This window comes from Phyllobacterium lublinensis, from assembly GCF_020164435.1.
Lineage (GTDB): Bacteria > Pseudomonadota > Alphaproteobacteria > Rhizobiales > Rhizobiaceae > Phyllobacterium > Phyllobacterium lublinensis.
Genome location: NZ_JAIUDQ010000002.1, coordinates 94,842 through 112,667 on the forward strand (window position 1 = coordinate 94,842; position 17,826 = coordinate 112,667).

Below are 17,826 nucleotides of genomic sequence, written 5' to 3' on the forward strand. Positions count from 1 at the left end.
TTTCCTTAAATTGAAACGGAACGCGTCAGCACAGACGCTGTCGCAGGGCATAGGGTCGAGGCCTGCGGCGTTGCCAGGATTGCGGCGGGCAAAGCGGTTCGTTCAATCGGATGAAACCCGAGTTTGCCGAAAAACGGGGCCGCATCGGTTGTTAGGACATAACCCGCTTCCGCACCCCGAATATCAGCATAACGCAGCAACAGTCGCGTGATCGCGCTGCCGTGTCCGTGCTTTCTTGTTTCGGGGGGGACCGCGATCGAGCGCAATAGCGCATCCTTGCCGTAAAGCTCGACGCCGCCATACCCGACCCGATTGCCTTGTCGGTCCGAGAAGCGAAAGAACGTTCCATTCGACATGCCAAGATCTTCAGTCGGAAGCGATGCCGAGCGCAAAATTGCGTCAAACTCAGCGTCAATCGGGCTGATCTCTTCAGCTTCCAAGCCCTCACGGCGGCCGATGGCTTGCAGCTTTGTTGTCAGCCACAGCCGATCGATGGAGTCGTGCCGCAGGTTGAGGAACGCCATGATTCTGTTCTTCATGTAGCGGGCAGCGAGCGAGAAAGCCGTTTCCTTTTCGATGTCCTTGCCTTCAACGGCGGCTGGATCTTCGATACCCCAGTGAGCGCTTAACGGATGGCCAGGCCAAATCGGGCAGGCTTCCCCCGCTGCGCTGTCGCAGACCGTGAAAATGAAATCCATCTCCGGCGCGCCGGGTTCGGCAAATTCGTCCCAACTTTTAGAACGGAAGCCTTCCGTAGGATAACCAAGGGCATCGAGAACTTTCAAGGCAAATGGATTGACCTCACCCTTCGGCTGGCTGCCGGCAGAATACGCGCGAAATCGCCCTTTGCCTTCCGCATTCAAGATCGATTCAGCCAGGATCGATCTTGCAGAGTTTCCGGTGCAGAGAAAGAGGACATTATAAACCCGATCATGCATTGGAAATCTCCTTGGGCGGGCAGCATGGAACAATGTCGGCAAGCAACGGCGCGCAAATGTCGGGGTGACCCGCACAGCAATCCTTCAGAAGGTAATTGATTGCTTCCCGGAGGTTCTCGAAATTGGCCCGGTAGATGATCGAACGACTCTGTCGCACCGATGAGATCAACCCCGCCCGTGTCAGGATCGCGAGGTGGGTCGACATGGTGTTCTGCGGCACGTCGAGGATGCGCGAAACTTCACCTGCGGCAATACCATCCGGCTCATGCATTACGATAAGCTTGAATGCATCCATGCGCGTTGATTGGGCGATAGCCGAGAACGCTTCAATAGTTCTTTCTTTTTCCATATATCGGGATATAAAGATATTTTGGATTACTGTCAACCGCCATTACTGGGAACAGCACTGTCACAACGCCGAATCCAGAAGCGAAGCGAATAAAAATGCAGACACCTTGCCTCCTTCAGTGTTCAAGGTCTGGCGATGCGCATGAACGCGCGCTGAACTGTACTACGGACAGCACCCGGTGTTGTTCGCTGAAGTCCCGCAACAGGCCCTGGCCGCAGCATGCTCAGCTCGATGCCTCGGCTTGCAGATGGCAGGGCGTGAAGCAAGGCGCAGGAGAACGTGGTCCGTGCCGAACTCCAAGGCGTGAACATCAAACACCTGCATGGGCGTATCGGGTGGGCCAACTTCGAAAGTGAGGCGCGCGTCCCGGTCGATCTCTACTTTCATCGCCACCTGGTCAAGGATCTTGCGAAATTTCTCGACCGTCATGAAGTCGCGTCCATCCTGTGAAGCAATGTCTTCAACCTGCAAAATGGTTTCGCGCCATTGGTCGGAATTCCCGCCGCAATCGAGCGTAATGAATGAACCTGCCTTCACTTCAGTAACATGGTAGCCCGACTGGATTTTCCGACCTGCATACTCGAGGACAAGAGATTTTGTGCTGTGCGGCTCCAGTCCGGTAAACAGGACGTTGAGCGTTGCTTCATCGCGAAAATCGATCCGGGAAGGGCTGGTCATCGTGTCCATATTGATCTATCCTTATTTCAACATCTTTTGAGATATTGAGGTAATTATGAACGAATTGCAAGCGCTCGATGCCTTTGCTTCACTCTCCCAAGAAACTCGGCTTCGGATTGTGCGTCTGCTTGTTATTGCCGGACCGGACGGAATGGCCGCCGGCGCTGTCGGCGATGCCATGGGAGCGTCATCCTCCAAAATATCGTTTCACCTCAGTCATCTGGAGCGTGCGGGACTGATCCAGTCGCGTCGGGAGGCGCGCTCGATAATCTACAGCGCAGTCTATCCCGCCCTTTCCGGTCTCATAGAGTTTCTGATGAAGGACTGTTGCCAGGGCCGCTGCGATCCCTCAGTCGACACCTGTTCCACGGCTTGTGAGGCGTGAAGACCAAATGGCCGGGCATCAAATTTTACTGGATGCTACCCGCACCCATATCGTAGTGGCAGCACTCGGCATCACCCAGATCATCGGTTATGGCACCCTTTATTACAGTTTCAGCGCCCTTGCTGCATCTATGGCGAAGGATATCGGCTGGCCCCAGGAATGGGTATTTGGGGTTTTTTCGATCTCGCTGCTTGTTGGCGGCCTCGCCGCTCCAATCGCGGGAAGCTGGATCGACAGGTACGGAGCGGGTTCCGTGATGGCCGTTGGCTCAACAGGTGCCGCCATCTCTCTTGTCGTCTGTGCACTTGCGCCTGGTCCGTTCATGTTTGCAGTTGCATTGATGGCAATCGAACTTGCCGCGACATTCGTGCTTTATAACGCCGCGTTCGCTCTCCTCGTTCAGCTCAATCCGACGACGGCACAGCGGAACATAGTCCATCTAACGTTGATTGCAGGTTTCGCATCTACCATCTTTTGGCCACTGACTTCCACCCTGCACGAACAGCTGTCCTGGCGAGAAGTCTACCTCGTCTTTGCCGCCGTCCACCTGCTTCTCTGTCTGCCAATCCATATCTGGTTGGCGAGGCTATCGGGAGTTGCGATTGCGGTGGATCCACGGGCTGCAAGCACCAAGCGGCATGTTGAAGGAAGTCTTCCTGCCGAGCACCGTCAATCAGCGTTTGTATTGATGGTGATTGGCTTTGCCTTGCTCAGCCTCGTAGATGCAGCCATCCTCGTCCACATGTTGCCGATGCTATCCGCATTAGGCCTTGGTAGTACCAGCGTTCTAATAGGTACGCTTTTTGGCCCTGCTCAAGTGGCCAGTCGTCTCTTCAGCATGCTGAGTGGCGAAAGGATACCTGCACTTGGACTGGCGTTGATTTCCAGTCTTCTCGTTCCGCTGTCTGTAGCCGTACTGCTCAGCAGTGGCACGTGGATTCCGGGAGCATTGGCGTTCGCCGTGCTATTCGGTCTGGGAGCGGGCCTTGCAAGTATCGTCCAAGGCACCCTTCCTCTCACCTTGTTCGGCAGCAGCGGCTATGGCCAACGTGTCGGCAAGGCAACAGCGGTTAGATTAACTACCTCAGCGGCAGCACCTTTTGTGTTCGCATTCATGATGCAGCACGTTGGTGTGGAGGTTTCCCTGGCAATATTTGCTGCGCTCGCAGTCACAGCCGCAATTTCGTTCGCAGCGATTCATCAACCAAAGCGGCGAAGCTTGATCCGAGAGCCTTCATAAACGAACCTTTGGAGGGGCGGGGCATTCACAAAGGGCGGAGCCGGCTGTTGCCGGCGAAGGCGCACGGTGTAACGATCATGATCCATGAGATAATGCGTTCAAGGCAACCATCAACAAGATCGTGGTGAAAACACAGCACGTCATTAACGCCGTTGACGGGCGCATGACATAGACCGCAAGCGTCAGGCCTTTGATCTCTCCGCTTGGGTCAATCCCAGACCTTGGCGGCACGAACTCTGATGACCGCTTCTCGTGTGCACTCGTCGCTTTCTTCGCCTTCGCGTGTGATGATGGGCTGCCCTTCCTCGAGGTCGAGGATTGGAACGGGCCGGCCGCCCCATCCGCAGTGGGCGCAACGCGGACGTTCCCAAAGTACGCCGGGTGCCTCATTATTTTCGCCATGTTCGGGTTCGAGATGCGGCGAGCCGCAGTTCGGGCATTCGGGAGGCACCTGGCGCAATTCGCGAATGATCGATGATGTTGCCATGCCGATGGCGTGTTGGTTTAACGATTGCGCCATCTCGGCATCAGTCCACGTGGCCGACTTTGAATGCGTCAGCCAATTTGAGATGTCCATGCGGACTCGAGTGCACTCTTCAAGGCCCCGCGGCGGGTATGCGTTCTCGGATAACATATTGATTTTCTTTAAGAAAACTTTGGCTGGGGAACCTGGATTCGAACCAGGACTAACGGAGTCAGAGTCCGTGGGTCTACCGTTAACCTATTCCCCAACAGTCGCCTGTATGCGGCGGCGGCAATGCCTGTGCGGGTCGTCATATAATTGAATTATCTCAGGATGCAAACCCCCTGTCAGTGGTTTTTGCCAATTCTTTTTGGTTTGGCCAAGTCATGCCCGATAACTTGACCCAGGCATCAGACCATGTGGCCAAGGCGGAGCCCGTTTTCATTGAACAGATGAACCGGCGCTGCCGACAGCGACAGGTGAATACCCTCACCCACCATGAGGTCATGTTGCCCCGGCGCAACCAGCAACACCTTCTGACCCGAGACGTCGGCGTGGAGCACTGTCTCAGAGCCCAGCGCCTCCACGAGCTTGATCTGGGCGGGAATGCCTTTAGTGTCGCCGATAGAAATGTGCTGAGGACGCACGCCCAAGGTCACGCGGGCGCCTTTGGCCGTGCCGTTGCCTTCAATCGGGACTTCCACCCGATGTCCCCCGGCCAGTGTCACGACGGCCTTGTCCGATCCCGAAGATTCTATAGTGCCCTCGAGGAAATTCATGTGCGGTGAGCCGATAAATCCTGCGACAAAACGGTTGGCTGGCGAATTATAAAGTTCAAGCGGCGTCCCGACCTGCTCGATGCGTCCGGCGCGCAATACCACGATCCTGTCGGCGAGCGTCATGGCCTCCACCTGATCGTGCGTGACATAGATCATCGTGGCCGAGAGCCGTGCATGAAGCGCAGCAAGCTCTGCGCGGGTGGAGCCGCGAAGCTCGGCGTCCAGATTTGACAGGGGCTCATCAAGCAGAAAAGCGACTGGCCGCCGTACAATGGCACGGCCAATGGCGACACGTTGGCGCTGGCCGCCCGACAACTGACCTGGCCGCCGCTCGAGATATGGCTCTATTTCCAGCATCCTGGCCGCCTCAGCAATTCGCTCGGCAATCTCCGTCTTCGCCATTTTGGTGTTTTCCAGACCAAATGCGAGATTTTGACGGACACTCATGTGCGGATAGAGTGCATAGGATTGAAATACCATCGCCAGTCCACGATCGGCTGCCGGAATATTGTTGACAACCTTGCCATCGATCGTGAGTTCGCCCCGGCTCGGGCGGTCAAGACCCGCAATCATGCGGAGCAAGGTGGATTTGCCGCAGCCGGAGGGGCCAACGAAAACAACGAATTCGCCGTCGGCTATTTCAAGACTGATGTCGTGGATGACATCGACACTGCCGAAGGACTTTGCGACGTTGGTGAGCTTGATATGTCCCATAAAATCCCCTCTTATTTCAGCCCGGTTCCGGCAATGCCCGTGGTAATGAAGCGCTGCAGGAAGATGAACACCAGAACAACCGGGATCATGGTCACGACTGTCATGGCAAGGATGAAGTGCCATTGCACGTTCAGCTCACCGGAGTAGATGCTGAGCCCTACCTGCAACGTGTACAGTTCCTTGCGCGACAGGACGATCAGGGGCCAGAGGAAGTCGTTCCAGCGCCAGACCACGGAAAAGATCGCAAGCACTGCGAGCGCCGGAGCCGTCAACGGCAGAATGATACGCCAGTAGATTTGCCATTCGGACGCCTTGTCCATGCGGGCCGCATCAATCAGCTCATCGGGAATGGTCAGCATGTATTGGCGGAGAATGAAGACGCCGGTCGGCGTTGCGACCGTCGGCAGGATAACGCCCCAGAGACTGTTGAAGAGGCCAAGCGCAGAGACGATCGAATAAAGCGGTACCATGATGACCGACAAGGGCACCATGAGCGTAGCCAAAATAAGCAGCATCGCTACCGTTCGACCACGAAACTCATATTTGCTGAGCGCAAAGGCCGCCATTGAATTGACGATCAGCGTGATCAGGGTAGCCACCACGGTCACGAAGACCGAGTTCCAAAGATACCGTACAAAATCAAAATGCGTGAACGGCTCGGCATAATTCTCTGACGCGAAAGTCATTTCACGCACCGGTTTGCGCTGGGCGATATTCACCTTGATGATCTCGCCCGGATTGCTCGGGTCGATCATCTGGCTCACGACGCCGATGCGCCGCAGTTCGGCGAGCCGCACCGTCTTGCCGCCCTCAAGCGTCACTTCATAAAGATCAAGCGGCTTGTCAATTCCCTCGACGGTGACCTTCTGGGTAACATAGGGCAATATGGTTGGCGGAAATTCCGCAAGCGCAGCCGGCGTTTTGAACGACGAACCGACGAGCCAGATCGCCGGGCCAAACATGATGAACAGCCCCCCGATGAGCCAGATCCAGGTGACGATGTCAGTCCAATGCCAGCCCTTGCCGCCCTTGCGACGGAAAAGAAACTGCGCGACTCGGCTCATTTGCGGCCACCTTTCTTTTCTCCTGATCGGCTGAGGCTGAGTTGAAGCAGCGTCAGAACGACAAGCACTGCACCCATGAGGATTGAAGCAGCCGCAGCGAGTCCCGGATTGCGGAGTTGGGCGGCGAAGCCCGTTTCGTAAATGTACTGGGTCAGGAACAGAGTGCTGGTGCCTGGTCCCCCGCCGGTCAGAACGTAGACTTCGTCGAAGATCTGCACGGCACGGATCAGCACCAACACGATGACGACAAGGAGGTTGGGCGCTAGCAGGGGAAGGGTAATCCGCAGGAAGACACGCGTCGGTTTTGTGCCGTCCATCTCGGCAGCTTCATAAAGATCTCTGGGTATCGCCTGTAGCCCGGCCAAGAGGATGAGCGTATAGAATCCCATATGTGCCCAAATCGACACGCCGACAGCCGCGGCAAACGACCAGCTACGGTCGTTCAGCCAGACGTGGGGTTCGAAGCCGAGGCTGTAAAGTCCGAAGTTGAGAAGTCCCTGGCGTTGGAGGATCCACTTCCAAATGAGGCCAACCACCACCGGCGACAGCAATACCGGAAAGAAGAACACGGCACGCCAGAAACTGCGTGCCCTGAGGTCGCGGTTCAGAATAAGGGCGGTCACCAGCGACACGACGATCATCAGCGTTACCTGGAGAAGGACGAACCATGCGGTATTGCCCACGGCTGTCCAGAACGTGTCTTCGGCGCAGCTGTTGGCATCGAGATAGTTTGAGCAGTCGAAGAGGCGCGCATACTGATCCGTGCCGACAAAAGTGCGGTCTGGCAGGAAGAGGGCTGTTCCGCCAGTCATCGAATAGGCAAAGTTGATGAAGAACGGCAGCAGCACGAAAATGCCGAATATCAGCATGTTTGGCAGGAGGAAAAAGGTCGCCATGCCACCGATGCCGGTCGTCCTTTGAAGAAAGCGCAACGGTGGATCGATAAGGTCCATCACAAAGCGAACGGGCTTCGCGATGGCTTCTCCGAAGCTGAAACCGGACTGTTCACGTGGGTCTGTTGTCATCGTCGCTTCCTCGGCAAAACCGAAATCGGCCACATCCCGGCCGCTGCCTCAACGCGCTTTGCGACCGGCAACGCTTATGGAGGGACCATGACGGTCCCCGCATATGCTTGACATAGCGGCCGTCACCCAGCGGTCGCTATCGGCCGGAGTCCTTGACCTTGGTGGCGATATCGGCGTCGATACGCGCGAAGGCTTCTTCAAGGTTCAATTCGCCGGCCGCTGCCTGACTCACACGGGTGACCAAAGCGCCGTAGTACGTATCCGACCAATACCAGCCGGGTAGCTTTTGCGCGATGTCGGACAGCGAAGACGTGGACGTAACAAAATTATTCAGGGCCGCCTTTGCCTGCTGGTCATCCGTCTTGAAATCGAGCCCTTTCTCGAGCAGGCCCTTATGGGCCGGCAGGAACAGCGTGCGCTCCGAGAACTCCTTTACGATGTCTTCCCGTGCCAGGTAGTCCATCACCTTGGCAACTTCCTTCGGGTTCTTCGTGTACTTGACCGCTACCAGACCGGCTCCACCCGGCATTCCGGTGCAATTGGCGGGGCCGCATGGACTGCCGGTGGCAACCCAGTCGAAGTTGGTGCCGATCTTCGTCGAGAAGTTTGGTACCTGCCATGAGCCGGAGTAGTAGTAGACGAGCTGGCCGTTGATGAAATCATCTGCGGCGGCCCGATAGGTCGAACCAGCGGCCGAGACCCAGACATCCTTGCTCATTGTGCCGTCAGTGACCCACCCGACGAACTTGGTTATGAAGTTCTTGGCGCCTTCATCGAGCGGCGCGGGCTTACCATCCGCACCAATGTAGTTGGAGCCGTAGGAAAGATTGGGTCCGGTCAAGCGATGGCCCGAGCGATCAAGGGCCATGGCGAACGAGACCTGCTGGCTGTCGGCGACTTGCTTCGCAGCCTTGGCCCAATCATCCCAAGTTGCATCCTTTGGCGGGAGGGCTACGCCGGCCTGGTCGAACAGCGTCTTGTTGGCGAAGCCGCCAGTCAGCGTGATCTGGGTCATGAAGCCCGAAATCTGGTTTGTACCATCGGGGCGCATCCAGTCGGCCTGTCCGCCAAAATTCTTGTCCCAATAGCTCGCATCGGCGACAAGCGGACGCAGGTCGAGCCAATGTTGGCTCATTGCCTTCAAATTGGTCACACGCGCTATGTCCGGACCGTCACCGGCCTCCAGTTGGACGGGCAACTGCTCGCGCACCACGCCATACGCAACGTTGTCGAGAATAACGTTGATTCCCGGGTTTTCCTTCATGAAGCGGTCGAGCAGATCCTTCAGGACCTCGCCCTCCACACCGTCGGAATACCACATGATCCGCACATCGCCGGCCATCGCGGCGGTCGAAGCCAGAAGTCCGACAGCGAATGCTGCCAGCATCGTACTTGTCTTGATCATCACGTTCCTCCTCTTGGTCCGAGCCCTGTTCCCGCTCGGTTATGGATCGCCGGCATGAGGGCCAGCGTTCTTCCCTATTTGGCTGCCAGCATCGTCACTTCGCCAGCAACCGTAAAATGCTTTGGTAGAATGCGTCGGCCTTCGGCCTCCACGGAGCCATCTGAATGGAATTGGACGGGACCGTATTCAGGATCCTCGATCATGAGAGTGCCGTCTGCTCTTTCGATGACCGCGAGCCCGGCAAACCTTGTCTCGACCGCGTTAAGACTTGAGGCTTTGCAGACCCGGACGATCCAGCGTGTGTTTCGCCCGTACTGGCGCAACTCCGCGTTGGCAGATGGTCCAACCTTGACGGTTACCAGTTCCGTGTTGCCGCGCAGCAAGACTGCGCCGTCACCGCTACGGGCAAGTGCGAGGCTGCCCTTTACGGTACTTTCGTCGAAACTGGAGATCGGGAACCAGGCGTGCGTAAAGTCCGGTTGCTCGTCGAACGCCGTGAACTCCAGAACGGCCAACCCTCGATATTGATGAACGCGGGGAAGAGTGCCGCTGCCTCCCCAAAACGATGGCCGCCCATATCCGAACTGAATGGACTCGCCGGGGTGATTGATCCAGATAGCAGCTTCGGGACACTCACCAATGCGAAGGTGAAGTACGGTCTCCTGGTAGCCCCATTCGTTCCAGCGGTAATGAGCGGCTGATCCCATGGCGAAATCACGACTCTTGTAGTGATAGAGCGCAGCGAAGCGGTTCTCACCCTGTGCGAAACACCATTCCTGATGATCGTAACTCTGATGGCTGGCGATCCCCTGCAAGCCTTCCGGGATAACCAGGCCATGGTCACGCAGGCAGACGGCAAGCTGTGGAAGCGCATGGACACGGCGTCCGTACCAGCCCGCACCCCAGAGCAGGCGTGCGACACCAGACAGCTCGAGCGAGCGACCGGCGCAAAGCGTATGCTCGTAGGACCGGCCCTGAGCGGCCGTGATCATCCCGTGATGGGCCGAACGGGCAATGATTTCGCAAAGACGTACGATACCGTTCCTGGCTCGCTCTGCAATATCGGCATCAGGCGAGAGGGCGGCGAGAGCAGTCAGTCCCTTGAGATCGATCGGGAAATAGGGTGCGGAGTTGAACTCCGCCATCTCCCAGGCTTCGAAATGGTCAAGCCATGCCCGCACGCGTGCAGCACCCACGGCGCTCTGTGCCCTGCCGTCGCGGCCCGAACGCATGAACGTCGATCCTGGCAGAAGATGCCCGGCGAGATAGGCGGCGGTATGGAACAGGAGTGCATGGTTTTCGGAGAAGTACCACTGCACGTCGTTACCAGGCTCGTCCATCCAATACCGGTAGTTGAGGATTGCCGCGTCGATGCGGTGACGTGTCCTCTCGCCAATATCAGGGGCCCACGTGGTGCGCGCCCAGATCAGCGGAACAAGTGAAAAGTCAGCACAGTCATGGCAATCTTCGATGGAGGGTAAAATTTCCTCGATCATGGCGTCGGTGTCGGCACCGCCACGACCACTTGCCAGCCGTGCGAAGGCCCGAACCGTGTCGCGTTCCGAATGTTCGGAGATTTCATCCAGTGTTTCCGCAATCCGATCGGCGAGTGTGGCCGGTGCAGCTCCCTGGCGACCGGTATGACAGATCTCGACGCCCAATGAGCGGGAGGCAACGAAACCGTCGACGTCCAGCGTTATGCGGAAATGACGAAAATCGGCGGATGCCTTGTCGGTAGAACCAACGGTAAGGTGGGTATCGCCTGCCGACAGCACGAAGTCGTAGTCAAACCGCTCGGTCGACATGAAGTCGCCTTCGATTGCCACGTTAACCGCTACGTCGACAGACAATGGGTTGGCCAGGAGCAGCGTAATGTCACCATCGAAATATGCCGTGCGGTCGAAATGCATGCCGTCGAGCGCGGCTTCCATATCTTCCGCCACGTCACTTGCACACGGAACCGGAACGACCACTCTCGCTGCAGGGCCGGATAGATAGTCAAGCTGGAAAAAGTAGCGTGCATCCCTCTCGGCGAGATCGTCGAAAAAGATGATGATCTCGTTCAACCCTGTTTTGATCGAGAGGCTCCACTCGGACTTCGACTCGAGATTGCGGCTGTAGGGCGCCGTCCAGCCGACTTCATCGCCATTCAACCAGAGTATGGCGCCACCGCAGGTTCCGAGCCGGACTTTGGCTTCGCCCGCCTCTTCGGCAAGCACGAAGGTGCGTGCCCAGGTGGCAATACGAGTTGGCCGGAACCAGAATCCGGAAAGGTCCAGCCGCGGAGACGCGAAGGGCAGCCACCACCGATCGGCGTTGAACTCGCCGCACACCACCGGTCGCTTGCCGCGATAGCGCTCAGCGAAGGTGGTGCGGCAGGGATATTCATGCGGAATGAAATTCTTGTGTTTGGTCAGAAAGAAGAAGGGGTCCATCTCTCCTTTCATGGGAACGTCGGGAACGTCGAAACGCTCCTCTGCAGTCGCCCCGAGCTGCCAGTAGCGAATTGCTTCACCCGGTTTCAGGTCTCTCGTCAATCGGGAGTTCATTTCAGTCATTTCAAATCTGCCAATGCTACGGGGGCTACGTCGTTATATTCCTGGTTTTCGCCAGTCATCCCCCATACGAAGGCATAGGGACCTGTCCCGGCACCCATGTGTATCGACCAGGCAGGGGAGAGCACAGCCTCTCCGTTGGCCACAAGCAAATGCCGGGTTTCTTCGGGGCGCCCCATGAGATGAACAACCCGGTCTTCATCCGCCATGTCAAAATAGCAATAGGCTTCCATTCGGCGCTCATGCAGATGGGGTGGCATTGTGTTCCACGCGCTTCCTTCGGCTAGGTCGGTAATGCCCATCAACAACAGGCAGGACGGCGCCACTTCCGGATGAATGTACATGGCAAGGCGACGCTTGTTGGATCTGCGTGCATCACCAAGTTCGATCGGCTTCGAGTCCGCTTTTGTGATCAGACGATGGGGAAAATCCGCGCCTGCTGGAACCGAGTTCATATAGAACCGGGCAGGAGTACCAGCAGTGCGACTAGCAACGGTGATTTGCCGGGCCCCCCGTCCGACGTAGAGGACGTCACGGTTCTCCAAAGTGAAGATTTTTCCATCGATGCTGACGGTGCCTGTTCCGCCCAGATTGGCAATGCCCATTTCCCGCGCGGACAAGAGGTATGGCGTGCCGATGTCAGTTCCGGCTCCGAACGAAAGGCTTTCGGCAACTGGCATTGCACCGCCGACAATGAGGCGATCGACATGGGTATAGGTAAAATTGACGCGATCTGCCGCAAACAGCCCAGTTAAAAGGAACGCAGTGCGCAGGCGCTCAGTGTCATAGCTCTTAATGTCTTCGGGACCCGCCCCGTACAAGACCTTCATTGTCATGCCGATTGTCCTTCTGTGCCGACGTGCTGCAATGCTTCTGAAAGACACAAGATCGCGAGTGCCTGGCCATAGCCCGTCGGCTGGATTGGAATATCCCTGTAGAACTGGAAATCGTGGCCCATGCGCGTACCGTAGGAAACATTGAGTACGGTGCCGGTCTCGTCAATGTTGTTCATCACAGCCTGCAGTGCCTTCAGGCCCGCAACCCGCCAGGCGGGTGTTCCAATACCGAGCCTGTAACCCTTCAGCAAACCGTAGCCGATACCGGCTGTCGCCGAGATCTCTTCATACGACTCGGGATCGTCCAGTAGTGTTCGCCATGCGCCGGATGTGGTCTGGAGCGGCAAAAGCGCATCAACCTGTGCAACGAGAACGCCCTGGAGATAGTCCTTCACCGGCCTTGCTAATTCGGCCAGGTCGAAAAGGTCGAGAATGCCTGCAGTAATCCAGGCATTGCCGCGCGCCCAATGCGCCCGGGCAAAATTATGCCGGCCCTGAAAAGTCCAGCCGTGAAACCACAAGCCTGTGTGGGGGTTGGCGAGGTAGCGCGCATGAACGAGGAACTGCCTGGACGCCTCGTCAATCAATTCCTGTCGTCCGCTCGCCTGACCATACGAGGCAAGGAAAAGCGCAACCATGTAGAGTGTATCGTCCCACAATTCATTGTCATTGATCCTGTCGGACACGTGGTGTTCGAAGCCGCCCTCCGGTGTGCGTCCCATGTCTGAAATTACACGGTTCGCCCAATCGTCCAGCAGGGGTTTCCAACGCGGGTCGCCTGTCTTGGCCCAAAGAACAGAAAGACCAAGCATGGGCGCTGTTGTGTTGACATTGAGTTGCGGCAATCCGGCATCAAGCCTTGCCACGTACCAGTTTTCCACTAGCTCACGAAGGTCTTCGCGTCCCGTGAAAAGCCAAAGGCGGACCAGTCCGTACAGTCCCACGCCTTGCGGCCACTCCCAGCTATCGAAGCTGATATAGTCACCGGCGGTACCATCGAGATTTGGTTCGTGGAAGCGGCCCTCATGTTTCAGACCTGTCATTCCGGCGACAAGCCGATCGAGACCAACACGGATGTCGTGGCCATTCGGGCCCATAGTGCTCCTCCCTGTCGTTCCACGCTTGCCGGTGGTTCCGCACGACATTAGATGCATGATGAATTATCTTGCGCAATGTGAAAATTTTTTTCATGATGCGGTAACGGGGGTTCATAATGGCTGCCAAACCATTGCCGGGTAAGCGCGGAAAGAAGAGTCGCCGTGTGCGACTGTCCGATATTGCCAAGTCATGCGGCGTTTCTCTGAGCACTGCGTCGCGTGCCCTGGCGGGTGAAAAAGGAGTGCGGCCGGAAATCCGCCAGCAGGTTCTCGAAGCAGCCAAGCTCGCCAATTATGTGATACCGACGGCAGTTGCGGGGCAAAAGGTCATCCTCGCTGCCTCCAGTGCGGCCATGATTGACTATGTACGCAACCAGTTCACACTTTACGTTCTTGAGGGCTTGAACGAACGTGCCCATGCATTGGATCTCGAGATCGTGACGCGTCCGATTGGCGACAAGCGTGAGGAACTGGCGGTCCTGGACGAAGCGCGCGAAGATCCGCAAGTTGCAGGTGTCCTGTTCCTTACGGTAGACGATGAGGAAATGCTTGAGGCCACACGCGGCTTCGATAAGCCGCTGGTTCTTTTGAACGGCGACGATCCATTCATGAGACTTTCCAGTGTGACGCCCTGCAATCGATCGAGCGCGCGACTTGCGGCCGATCACCTGATCGGTCTGGGCCACCAGCGTATCCTGTTTCTGATGCGGCCAGGTCGGCGAACGATCGAAAGACGATACGAGGGCTGGCAGGATGCGTTGCTGGACCGTGGCTTGACATGTGATCTGGACCTCGTCGTTCACGTGGACGACTGGTTGCCGGAACTCGCGGCCGAGGCCATCGCTTCACGGATACAAACGCGCGGGCTTGATTTTACTGCCGTCCTGGCTGCAGGCGACAGTCTCGCAGTCGGCGCCATGATGGGCGTTCAGCAAAGAGGGTACTCGGTGCCCGGTGACGTTTCCGTGGTGGGAATGGACGACCTGCCACAGGCAGCTTTTTTGAGCCCCCCATTGACGACCATGCACATTCCCATGCGCGAAATCGGCTCTGTCGCGCTTGATCTACTGCGTGACAATCTGTCCGGTATCCCCATGCCGCCGCGCAGGGTCGAACTTGCGTGCCACCTTGTCGAACGCTCTTCCACCGGACCTCGACGCGATGTGCGCGACTGACGACGGCCACGTTGCCGCAAATGCTTTCCCCAGCGATGAAACGATCAGGCTACGCCTTCCAGCATGTGGCGGAAGCGCGCCGCATCATATCGCGTTGCCATGTGCGGTGCTGGCTCAGGAACGCGGCCGATATCGTCGGCGGAAGTAAATTGCTGGGAGAACACGACCGCCTCGGTTCGGTTTGTAGCGTTTAGTTTCCGCATGATATGCGAGATGTGGACCTTGATCGTGTTCTCCGAGAGATCAAGTTCACTGGCGATGATCTTGTTTGGAAGGCCCCGCCGCAGCGTTGCCAATACCTGCCTTTCACGCTCGGTGAATGCAATTTTCGATTTCTTTGTCATGACTGGCGTTTCATCCGGCGCTTGGTTGGCGACCGGCATTGGCAGCGCGCTGATTGTAATAGGCGAAGGCAGGGGATCCGATTGCGTACCAGTGTCGATGGCCATGGACCGTGGGTAATAGGCTCCACCTGCCAGAATGAGGCGGATGGCGGCAAGGACGACCTCGACCTGCGCAGTGTTGGTCGTATAACCTTTGACACCCAAACGGGCGACCTCGGATACAATCGCATCGGTAATCGATGCCTCATCAAGTTGGGTCAAAACCATGAGCGGTGTCTCGGGCCGCACTTGGTGAATGTAGGCAAGATTCAACGAAACCCACTCATCGGTCAGGTTTCGGTATCCTATGTTCAATATTGCGAGATTGATCGATTTCTCGATGATGCCGCCCAATCCGTCCGATGTGGCAATGTCGTAGATGGCGACATCTGGAAGGTCCCTTTGCAGGGCCCGAATGAGACAACTCCGCGACAAAGCCTGGCAATCGATGATGGCAATTGAAGTGCGCTCGCTGGCAATGCTACGCATATCATTGAAGCCGTGTACGTCGGCAGCAAATGAAACTGACATAAATCCCCCTACGCTTTCCCAATGACTCTTGCAACGCGCCGAAAAACGGCCGGCTTCCAGCTTCTGCTGCATGGGCGACATCGCTCTCCATGCCAAAGCATCTGAGGAAACCATACAGGCCGCCTGTCACGCCAACGTGAAACCAACGTGAATGGGAGAAAAAAGTCCGCTAGGTTTCTATCGCCGTCGCGGTATCAACCACTACGAAGTCATGGGTAATCGTGGCGGTCTTGGCCAACATCGCTGATGCCGAGCAGTATTTTTCAATTGACAGTGCGATGGCACGCTCGACCTTGTTGGTGGCCAGACCGCGTCCTTTGACGATGAAATGCATGTGAATGCGTACAAAAACCTTCGGATCCTGCTCCGCCCGGTCGGCGTCGATCTCGACAACGCAGTCCTCGACCGCCTCACGAGATTTTTCAAGGATGTGAACGACATCGAAAGCCGAACATCCCCCAGTGCCAATAAGTACCAGCTCCATGGGGCTTGGTCCTGGTGTTCGTCCGTCGGGCCCGAAGGCTGTTCCGAGTACAACATTATGGCCGCTTCCGGACTCGCCGATAAAGGTTCGATCTTCCACCCATTTGATACGTGCTTTCATCAGATTCTTCCTTTGGTCGATATGCGACCACCATAAATCAGAGGAGGTTGCTGATGTCCAAGCATTTGGCCGCTGGAGTTTCGAGTGCAGGGATCAAAAAAATCCCTCCCTGTAGAAGGGAGGGTAGAAGGGTGGGGCGGTCCCCATCGCCCCAAAGGCGTCTTGTTTGTGAAACGACGCTCTAGATCACTTCGTCGAACATGGCGTTTATCTTATAGATCGCTTCTGCCCGATTTGTTGCGTGTATCTTCTTCAATATGTTCCTGACGTGAACCTTCACCGTGTTTGGTGCCAGTTTGAGCGCATAGGCAATTATCTTGTTGGCCTTCCCCTGCCTCAGAACCTTGATGACGTCCTGTTCCCGCGGCGTGAACATGTCCCAGCGGTCGGATTGGGGGCGTTTTACCCCGAGAACGCGTTGAATATCATGCAAGCTTTCGGCAGCCAGGAAAACACCGCCGGCCAACGCCATCGATATGGCTTCGATGCACACGGAAATTCCGGCATTACCAGGAAGATAGCCACGCGCACCGTGCTCGAGAACGTTTAGAATCTGCGGGGATCCGCACAATTCGGCTTGAACGATGACCGGTATATCCGGAAACCGGCGGACGAGCGCCTCGATTTCGAGCATGATGGAATCAGCCATGCCGTCGTCGATGCTTACAAGTATCACCGAGAACTCGTTGGCTTCGTATTCTTCAATATCCTCCATGGTACCGTAAGTGACCATGCGCAGGCCAAGTCCATTCGAAACCAGCCCCCATGAAAGGCGTTGTCGAGCAACGTCACGTCGCTCAATTATGGCAAGCGTGCGCTGTGGAAGCAGTTCTGTGGATGCGATGCGGAACTCTGCGCGGCGGGCTGCCGCGTGCCGATTGAAAACGGCATGGCCTGCATCCGGTATTCTTTCGTACACGATTCCTGACATTTTCTTACCCCCATAAACGTGCTCACAAATGCACGCTCGCACTATTCAATGGCACCAAGTTTGATCGCCGTGTTTCCTCGCCCGGCTTATGCGGGCCATGCGCTCTGTTAAGAGGCGCATTGCTGCGCAAGAGAGTTCGATACGGTCTCTCTTCTTTTGCAAGGCACCGATATCAGTCAGCCGTTGAACCGTTTGGCCGTCAATTTGCCGAACGGGATCACCGTGTAACAGACGTTTCAATGCTTCCCATTCCTCAAGTGAAAGTTCACTCATCAAAACCATTTCCATCGAGCTCCAGTCCAGACTGTCAGACAAGTTGTCTGGCAGAAGTTGCAGATAAACCCGCCGTCGTGTGACTTTCGTCAGTTTTGGGCGGCCACATTTGTTTGATCCAGCCAACGTGCTCATAGATCAGAGCTGCCTTGCCAGCTTCGCTGCTTGCCGGATTTCAAGTTATTGTCATTGCTTGGAATCGGTATTAAAGCCGGCCTGTGCAATGGCGCCAGGATGGAAGAAATATAAACACTGACCTGTCGTTCCATTGTTGCTTTGAAAAAGTTTCCATGACTACGCAAGCCAAGGGAATGCTTCAGCTTCTGGATCAATTTGGCCAGTGATGGGCGGGTATGAACGGTTGACATTGTCTCGACTCCAGTTGGTGCAAATCCAAAGAC

The 17,826-nt window shown here is 56.4% G+C and carries 19 protein-coding genes, 1 tRNA gene and 1 pseudogene; 3 read left to right on the forward strand and 18 right to left on the reverse strand.

The window, feature by feature from the left end:
- Positions 1-5: 5 nt before the first annotated feature.
- The 4 genes and pseudogenes from arsN2 to K9U38_RS03450 form a co-directional block, all read right to left on the reverse strand.
- A complete protein-coding gene (arsN2, locus tag K9U38_RS03435; protein WP_224493187.1) occupies positions 6-440 on the reverse strand; it encodes an arsenic resistance N-acetyltransferase ArsN2 in 435 nt (144 codons plus the stop codon).
- Positions 426-938 (reverse strand): annotated as a pseudogene (locus K9U38_RS03440) (arsenate reductase ArsC); the annotation flags it as partial. The pseudogene K9U38_RS03440 and the gene arsN2, both read right to left, overlap by 15 nt.
- Positions 931-1,287, reverse strand: coding sequence for an ArsR/SmtB family transcription factor (locus K9U38_RS03445; protein WP_224492952.1), 357 nt, complete (start codon positions 1,285-1,287; stop codon positions 931-933). The pseudogene K9U38_RS03440 and the gene K9U38_RS03445, both read right to left, overlap by 8 nt.
- Positions 1,288-1,449: 162 nt before the next feature.
- Positions 1,450-1,974, reverse strand: coding sequence for a DUF6428 family protein (locus K9U38_RS03450; protein ID WP_224492953.1), 525 nt, complete (start codon positions 1,972-1,974; stop codon positions 1,450-1,452).
- Positions 1,975-2,020: 46 nt separating this feature from the next.
- On the opposite strand from K9U38_RS03450, the gene K9U38_RS03455 reads away from it, so the two are divergent.
- Together K9U38_RS03455 and arsK are read left to right on the forward strand one after the other, a co-directional pair.
- Entirely contained in the window at positions 2,021-2,350 is a 330-nt protein-coding gene (locus tag K9U38_RS03455) for an ArsR/SmtB family transcription factor (protein ID WP_224492954.1), read from the forward strand.
- Between the two features lie 7 nt (positions 2,351-2,357).
- Positions 2,358-3,590, forward strand: a complete 1,233-nt coding sequence (gene arsK, locus K9U38_RS03460) for an arsenite efflux MFS transporter ArsK (RefSeq protein ID WP_224492955.1) — start codon at positions 2,358-2,360, stop codon at positions 3,588-3,590.
- Positions 3,591-3,798: 208 nt separating this feature from the next.
- On the opposite strand, the gene K9U38_RS03465 is transcribed toward arsK, so the two are convergent.
- The 9 genes from K9U38_RS03465 to bglB form a co-directional block, all read right to left on the reverse strand.
- A complete protein-coding gene (locus K9U38_RS03465; RefSeq protein ID WP_224492956.1) occupies positions 3,799-4,167 on the reverse strand; it encodes a hypothetical protein in 369 nt (122 codons plus the stop codon).
- An 80-nt stretch (positions 4,168-4,247) separates the two neighbouring features.
- Positions 4,248-4,321: transfer RNA gene (locus tag K9U38_RS03470), tRNA-Gln, on the reverse strand.
- 142 nt (positions 4,322-4,463) lie between these two features.
- The gene (locus K9U38_RS03475; RefSeq protein WP_224492957.1) at positions 4,464-5,546 is read right to left on the reverse strand and encodes an ABC transporter ATP-binding protein; all 1,083 of its coding nucleotides are present in this window, start codon (positions 5,544-5,546) and stop codon (positions 4,464-4,466) included.
- An 11-nt stretch (positions 5,547-5,557) separates the two neighbouring features.
- Entirely contained in the window at positions 5,558-6,610 is a 1,053-nt protein-coding gene (locus tag K9U38_RS03480) for a carbohydrate ABC transporter permease (protein WP_224492958.1), read from the reverse strand.
- Positions 6,607-7,635, reverse strand: coding sequence for a carbohydrate ABC transporter permease (locus tag K9U38_RS03485; protein WP_224492959.1), 1,029 nt, complete (start codon positions 7,633-7,635; stop codon positions 6,607-6,609). The genes K9U38_RS03480 and K9U38_RS03485 overlap by 4 nt, the downstream gene beginning before the upstream one ends.
- Positions 7,636-7,771: 136 nt before the next feature.
- Positions 7,772-9,040, reverse strand: coding sequence for an ABC transporter substrate-binding protein (locus K9U38_RS03490; protein ID WP_224492960.1), 1,269 nt, complete (start codon positions 9,038-9,040; stop codon positions 7,772-7,774).
- Positions 9,041-9,114: 74 nt separating this feature from the next.
- Positions 9,115-11,598, reverse strand: a complete 2,484-nt coding sequence (locus K9U38_RS03495) for a hypothetical protein (RefSeq protein ID WP_224492961.1) — start codon at positions 11,596-11,598, stop codon at positions 9,115-9,117.
- Positions 11,595-12,431, reverse strand: coding sequence for a 5-dehydro-4-deoxy-D-glucuronate isomerase (kduI, locus tag K9U38_RS03500; protein WP_224492962.1), 837 nt, complete (start codon positions 12,429-12,431; stop codon positions 11,595-11,597). The genes K9U38_RS03495 and kduI overlap by 4 nt, the downstream gene beginning before the upstream one ends.
- Positions 12,428-13,528, reverse strand: coding sequence for a beta-galactosidase BglB (bglB, locus tag K9U38_RS03505; protein WP_224492963.1), 1,101 nt, complete (start codon positions 13,526-13,528; stop codon positions 12,428-12,430). Before bglB ends, kduI begins: the two co-directional genes overlap by 4 nt.
- A 116-nt stretch (positions 13,529-13,644) precedes the next feature.
- Here bglB and K9U38_RS03510 point away from each other — a divergent pair, with 116 nt between their 5' ends.
- A complete protein-coding gene (locus tag K9U38_RS03510; protein ID WP_224492964.1) occupies positions 13,645-14,703 on the forward strand; it encodes a LacI family DNA-binding transcriptional regulator in 1,059 nt (352 codons plus the stop codon).
- A 44-nt stretch (positions 14,704-14,747) separates the two neighbouring features.
- On the opposite strand, the gene K9U38_RS03515 is transcribed toward K9U38_RS03510, so the two are convergent.
- The 5 genes from K9U38_RS03515 to K9U38_RS03535 all read right to left on the reverse strand — a co-directional run bounded on the left by K9U38_RS03515 (position 14,748) and on the right by K9U38_RS03535 (position 17,793).
- Entirely contained in the window at positions 14,748-15,617 is an 870-nt protein-coding gene (locus K9U38_RS03515; RefSeq protein ID WP_224492965.1) for a response regulator transcription factor, read from the reverse strand.
- A gap of 169 nt (positions 15,618-15,786) precedes the next feature.
- On the reverse strand, positions 15,787-16,221 hold the full coding sequence (locus tag K9U38_RS03520) for an OsmC family protein (RefSeq protein ID WP_224492966.1): 435 nt from the start codon (positions 16,219-16,221) through the stop codon (positions 15,787-15,789).
- 181 nt (positions 16,222-16,402) lie between these two features.
- A complete protein-coding gene (locus tag K9U38_RS03525; RefSeq protein ID WP_224492967.1) occupies positions 16,403-17,152 on the reverse strand; it encodes a response regulator transcription factor in 750 nt (249 codons plus the stop codon).
- Positions 17,153-17,197: 45 nt separating this feature from the next.
- The gene (locus tag K9U38_RS03530) at positions 17,198-17,425 is read right to left on the reverse strand and encodes a hypothetical protein (RefSeq protein ID WP_224492968.1); all 228 of its coding nucleotides are present in this window, start codon (positions 17,423-17,425) and stop codon (positions 17,198-17,200) included.
- 131 nt (positions 17,426-17,556) lie between these two features.
- Complete coding sequence (locus K9U38_RS03535) at positions 17,557-17,793, reverse strand: hypothetical protein (protein ID WP_224492969.1); 237 nt, start codon at positions 17,791-17,793, stop codon at positions 17,557-17,559.
- Positions 17,794-17,826 lie beyond the last annotated feature (33 nt).

Bases quoted from the DNA above. Each gene is read 5' to 3' on its own strand.
- bglB (WP_224492963.1), bottom strand. From the start codon at position 13,528: ATGGGCCCGAATGGCCACGACATCCGTGTTGGTCTCGATCGGCTTGTC.
- K9U38_RS03530 (WP_224492968.1), bottom strand. From the start codon at position 17,425: ATGAGTGAACTTTCACTTGAGGAATGGGAAGCATTGAAACGTCTGTTA.
- K9U38_RS03510 (WP_224492964.1), top strand. From the start codon at position 13,645: ATGGCTGCCAAACCATTGCCGGGTAAGCGCGGAAAGAAGAGTCGCCGT.
- kduI (WP_224492962.1), bottom strand. From the start codon at position 12,431: ATGACAATGAAGGTCTTGTACGGGGCGGGTCCCGAAGACATTAAGAGC.
- K9U38_RS03450 (WP_224492953.1), bottom strand. From the start codon at position 1,974: ATGGACACGATGACCAGCCCTTCCCGGATCGATTTTCGCGATGAAGCA.
- arsK (WP_224492955.1), top strand. From the start codon at position 2,358: ATGGCCGGGCATCAAATTTTACTGGATGCTACCCGCACCCATATCGTA.
- K9U38_RS03515 (WP_224492965.1), bottom strand. From the start codon at position 15,617: ATGTCAGTTTCATTTGCTGCCGACGTACACGGCTTCAATGATATGCGT.
- K9U38_RS03535 (WP_224492969.1), bottom strand. From the start codon at position 17,793: ATGTCAACCGTTCATACCCGCCCATCACTGGCCAAATTGATCCAGAAG.
- K9U38_RS03475 (WP_224492957.1), bottom strand. From the start codon at position 5,546: ATGGGACATATCAAGCTCACCAACGTCGCAAAGTCCTTCGGCAGTGTC.
- K9U38_RS03520 (WP_224492966.1), bottom strand. From the start codon at position 16,221: ATGAAAGCACGTATCAAATGGGTGGAAGATCGAACCTTTATCGGCGAG.
- K9U38_RS03495 (WP_224492961.1), bottom strand. From the start codon at position 11,598: ATGACTGAAATGAACTCCCGATTGACGAGAGACCTGAAACCGGGTGAA.
- K9U38_RS03455 (WP_224492954.1), top strand. From the start codon at position 2,021: ATGAACGAATTGCAAGCGCTCGATGCCTTTGCTTCACTCTCCCAAGAA.
- K9U38_RS03465 (WP_224492956.1), bottom strand. From the start codon at position 4,167: ATGGACATCTCAAATTGGCTGACGCATTCAAAGTCGGCCACGTGGACT.
- K9U38_RS03480 (WP_224492958.1), bottom strand. From the start codon at position 6,610: ATGAGCCGAGTCGCGCAGTTTCTTTTCCGTCGCAAGGGCGGCAAGGGC.
- K9U38_RS03445 (WP_224492952.1), bottom strand. From the start codon at position 1,287: ATGGAAAAAGAAAGAACTATTGAAGCGTTCTCGGCTATCGCCCAATCA.
- K9U38_RS03525 (WP_224492967.1), bottom strand. From the start codon at position 17,152: ATGTCAGGAATCGTGTACGAAAGAATACCGGATGCAGGCCATGCCGTT.
- K9U38_RS03490 (WP_224492960.1), bottom strand. From the start codon at position 9,040: ATGATCAAGACAAGTACGATGCTGGCAGCATTCGCTGTCGGACTTCTG.
- K9U38_RS03485 (WP_224492959.1), bottom strand. From the start codon at position 7,635: ATGACAACAGACCCACGTGAACAGTCCGGTTTCAGCTTCGGAGAAGCC.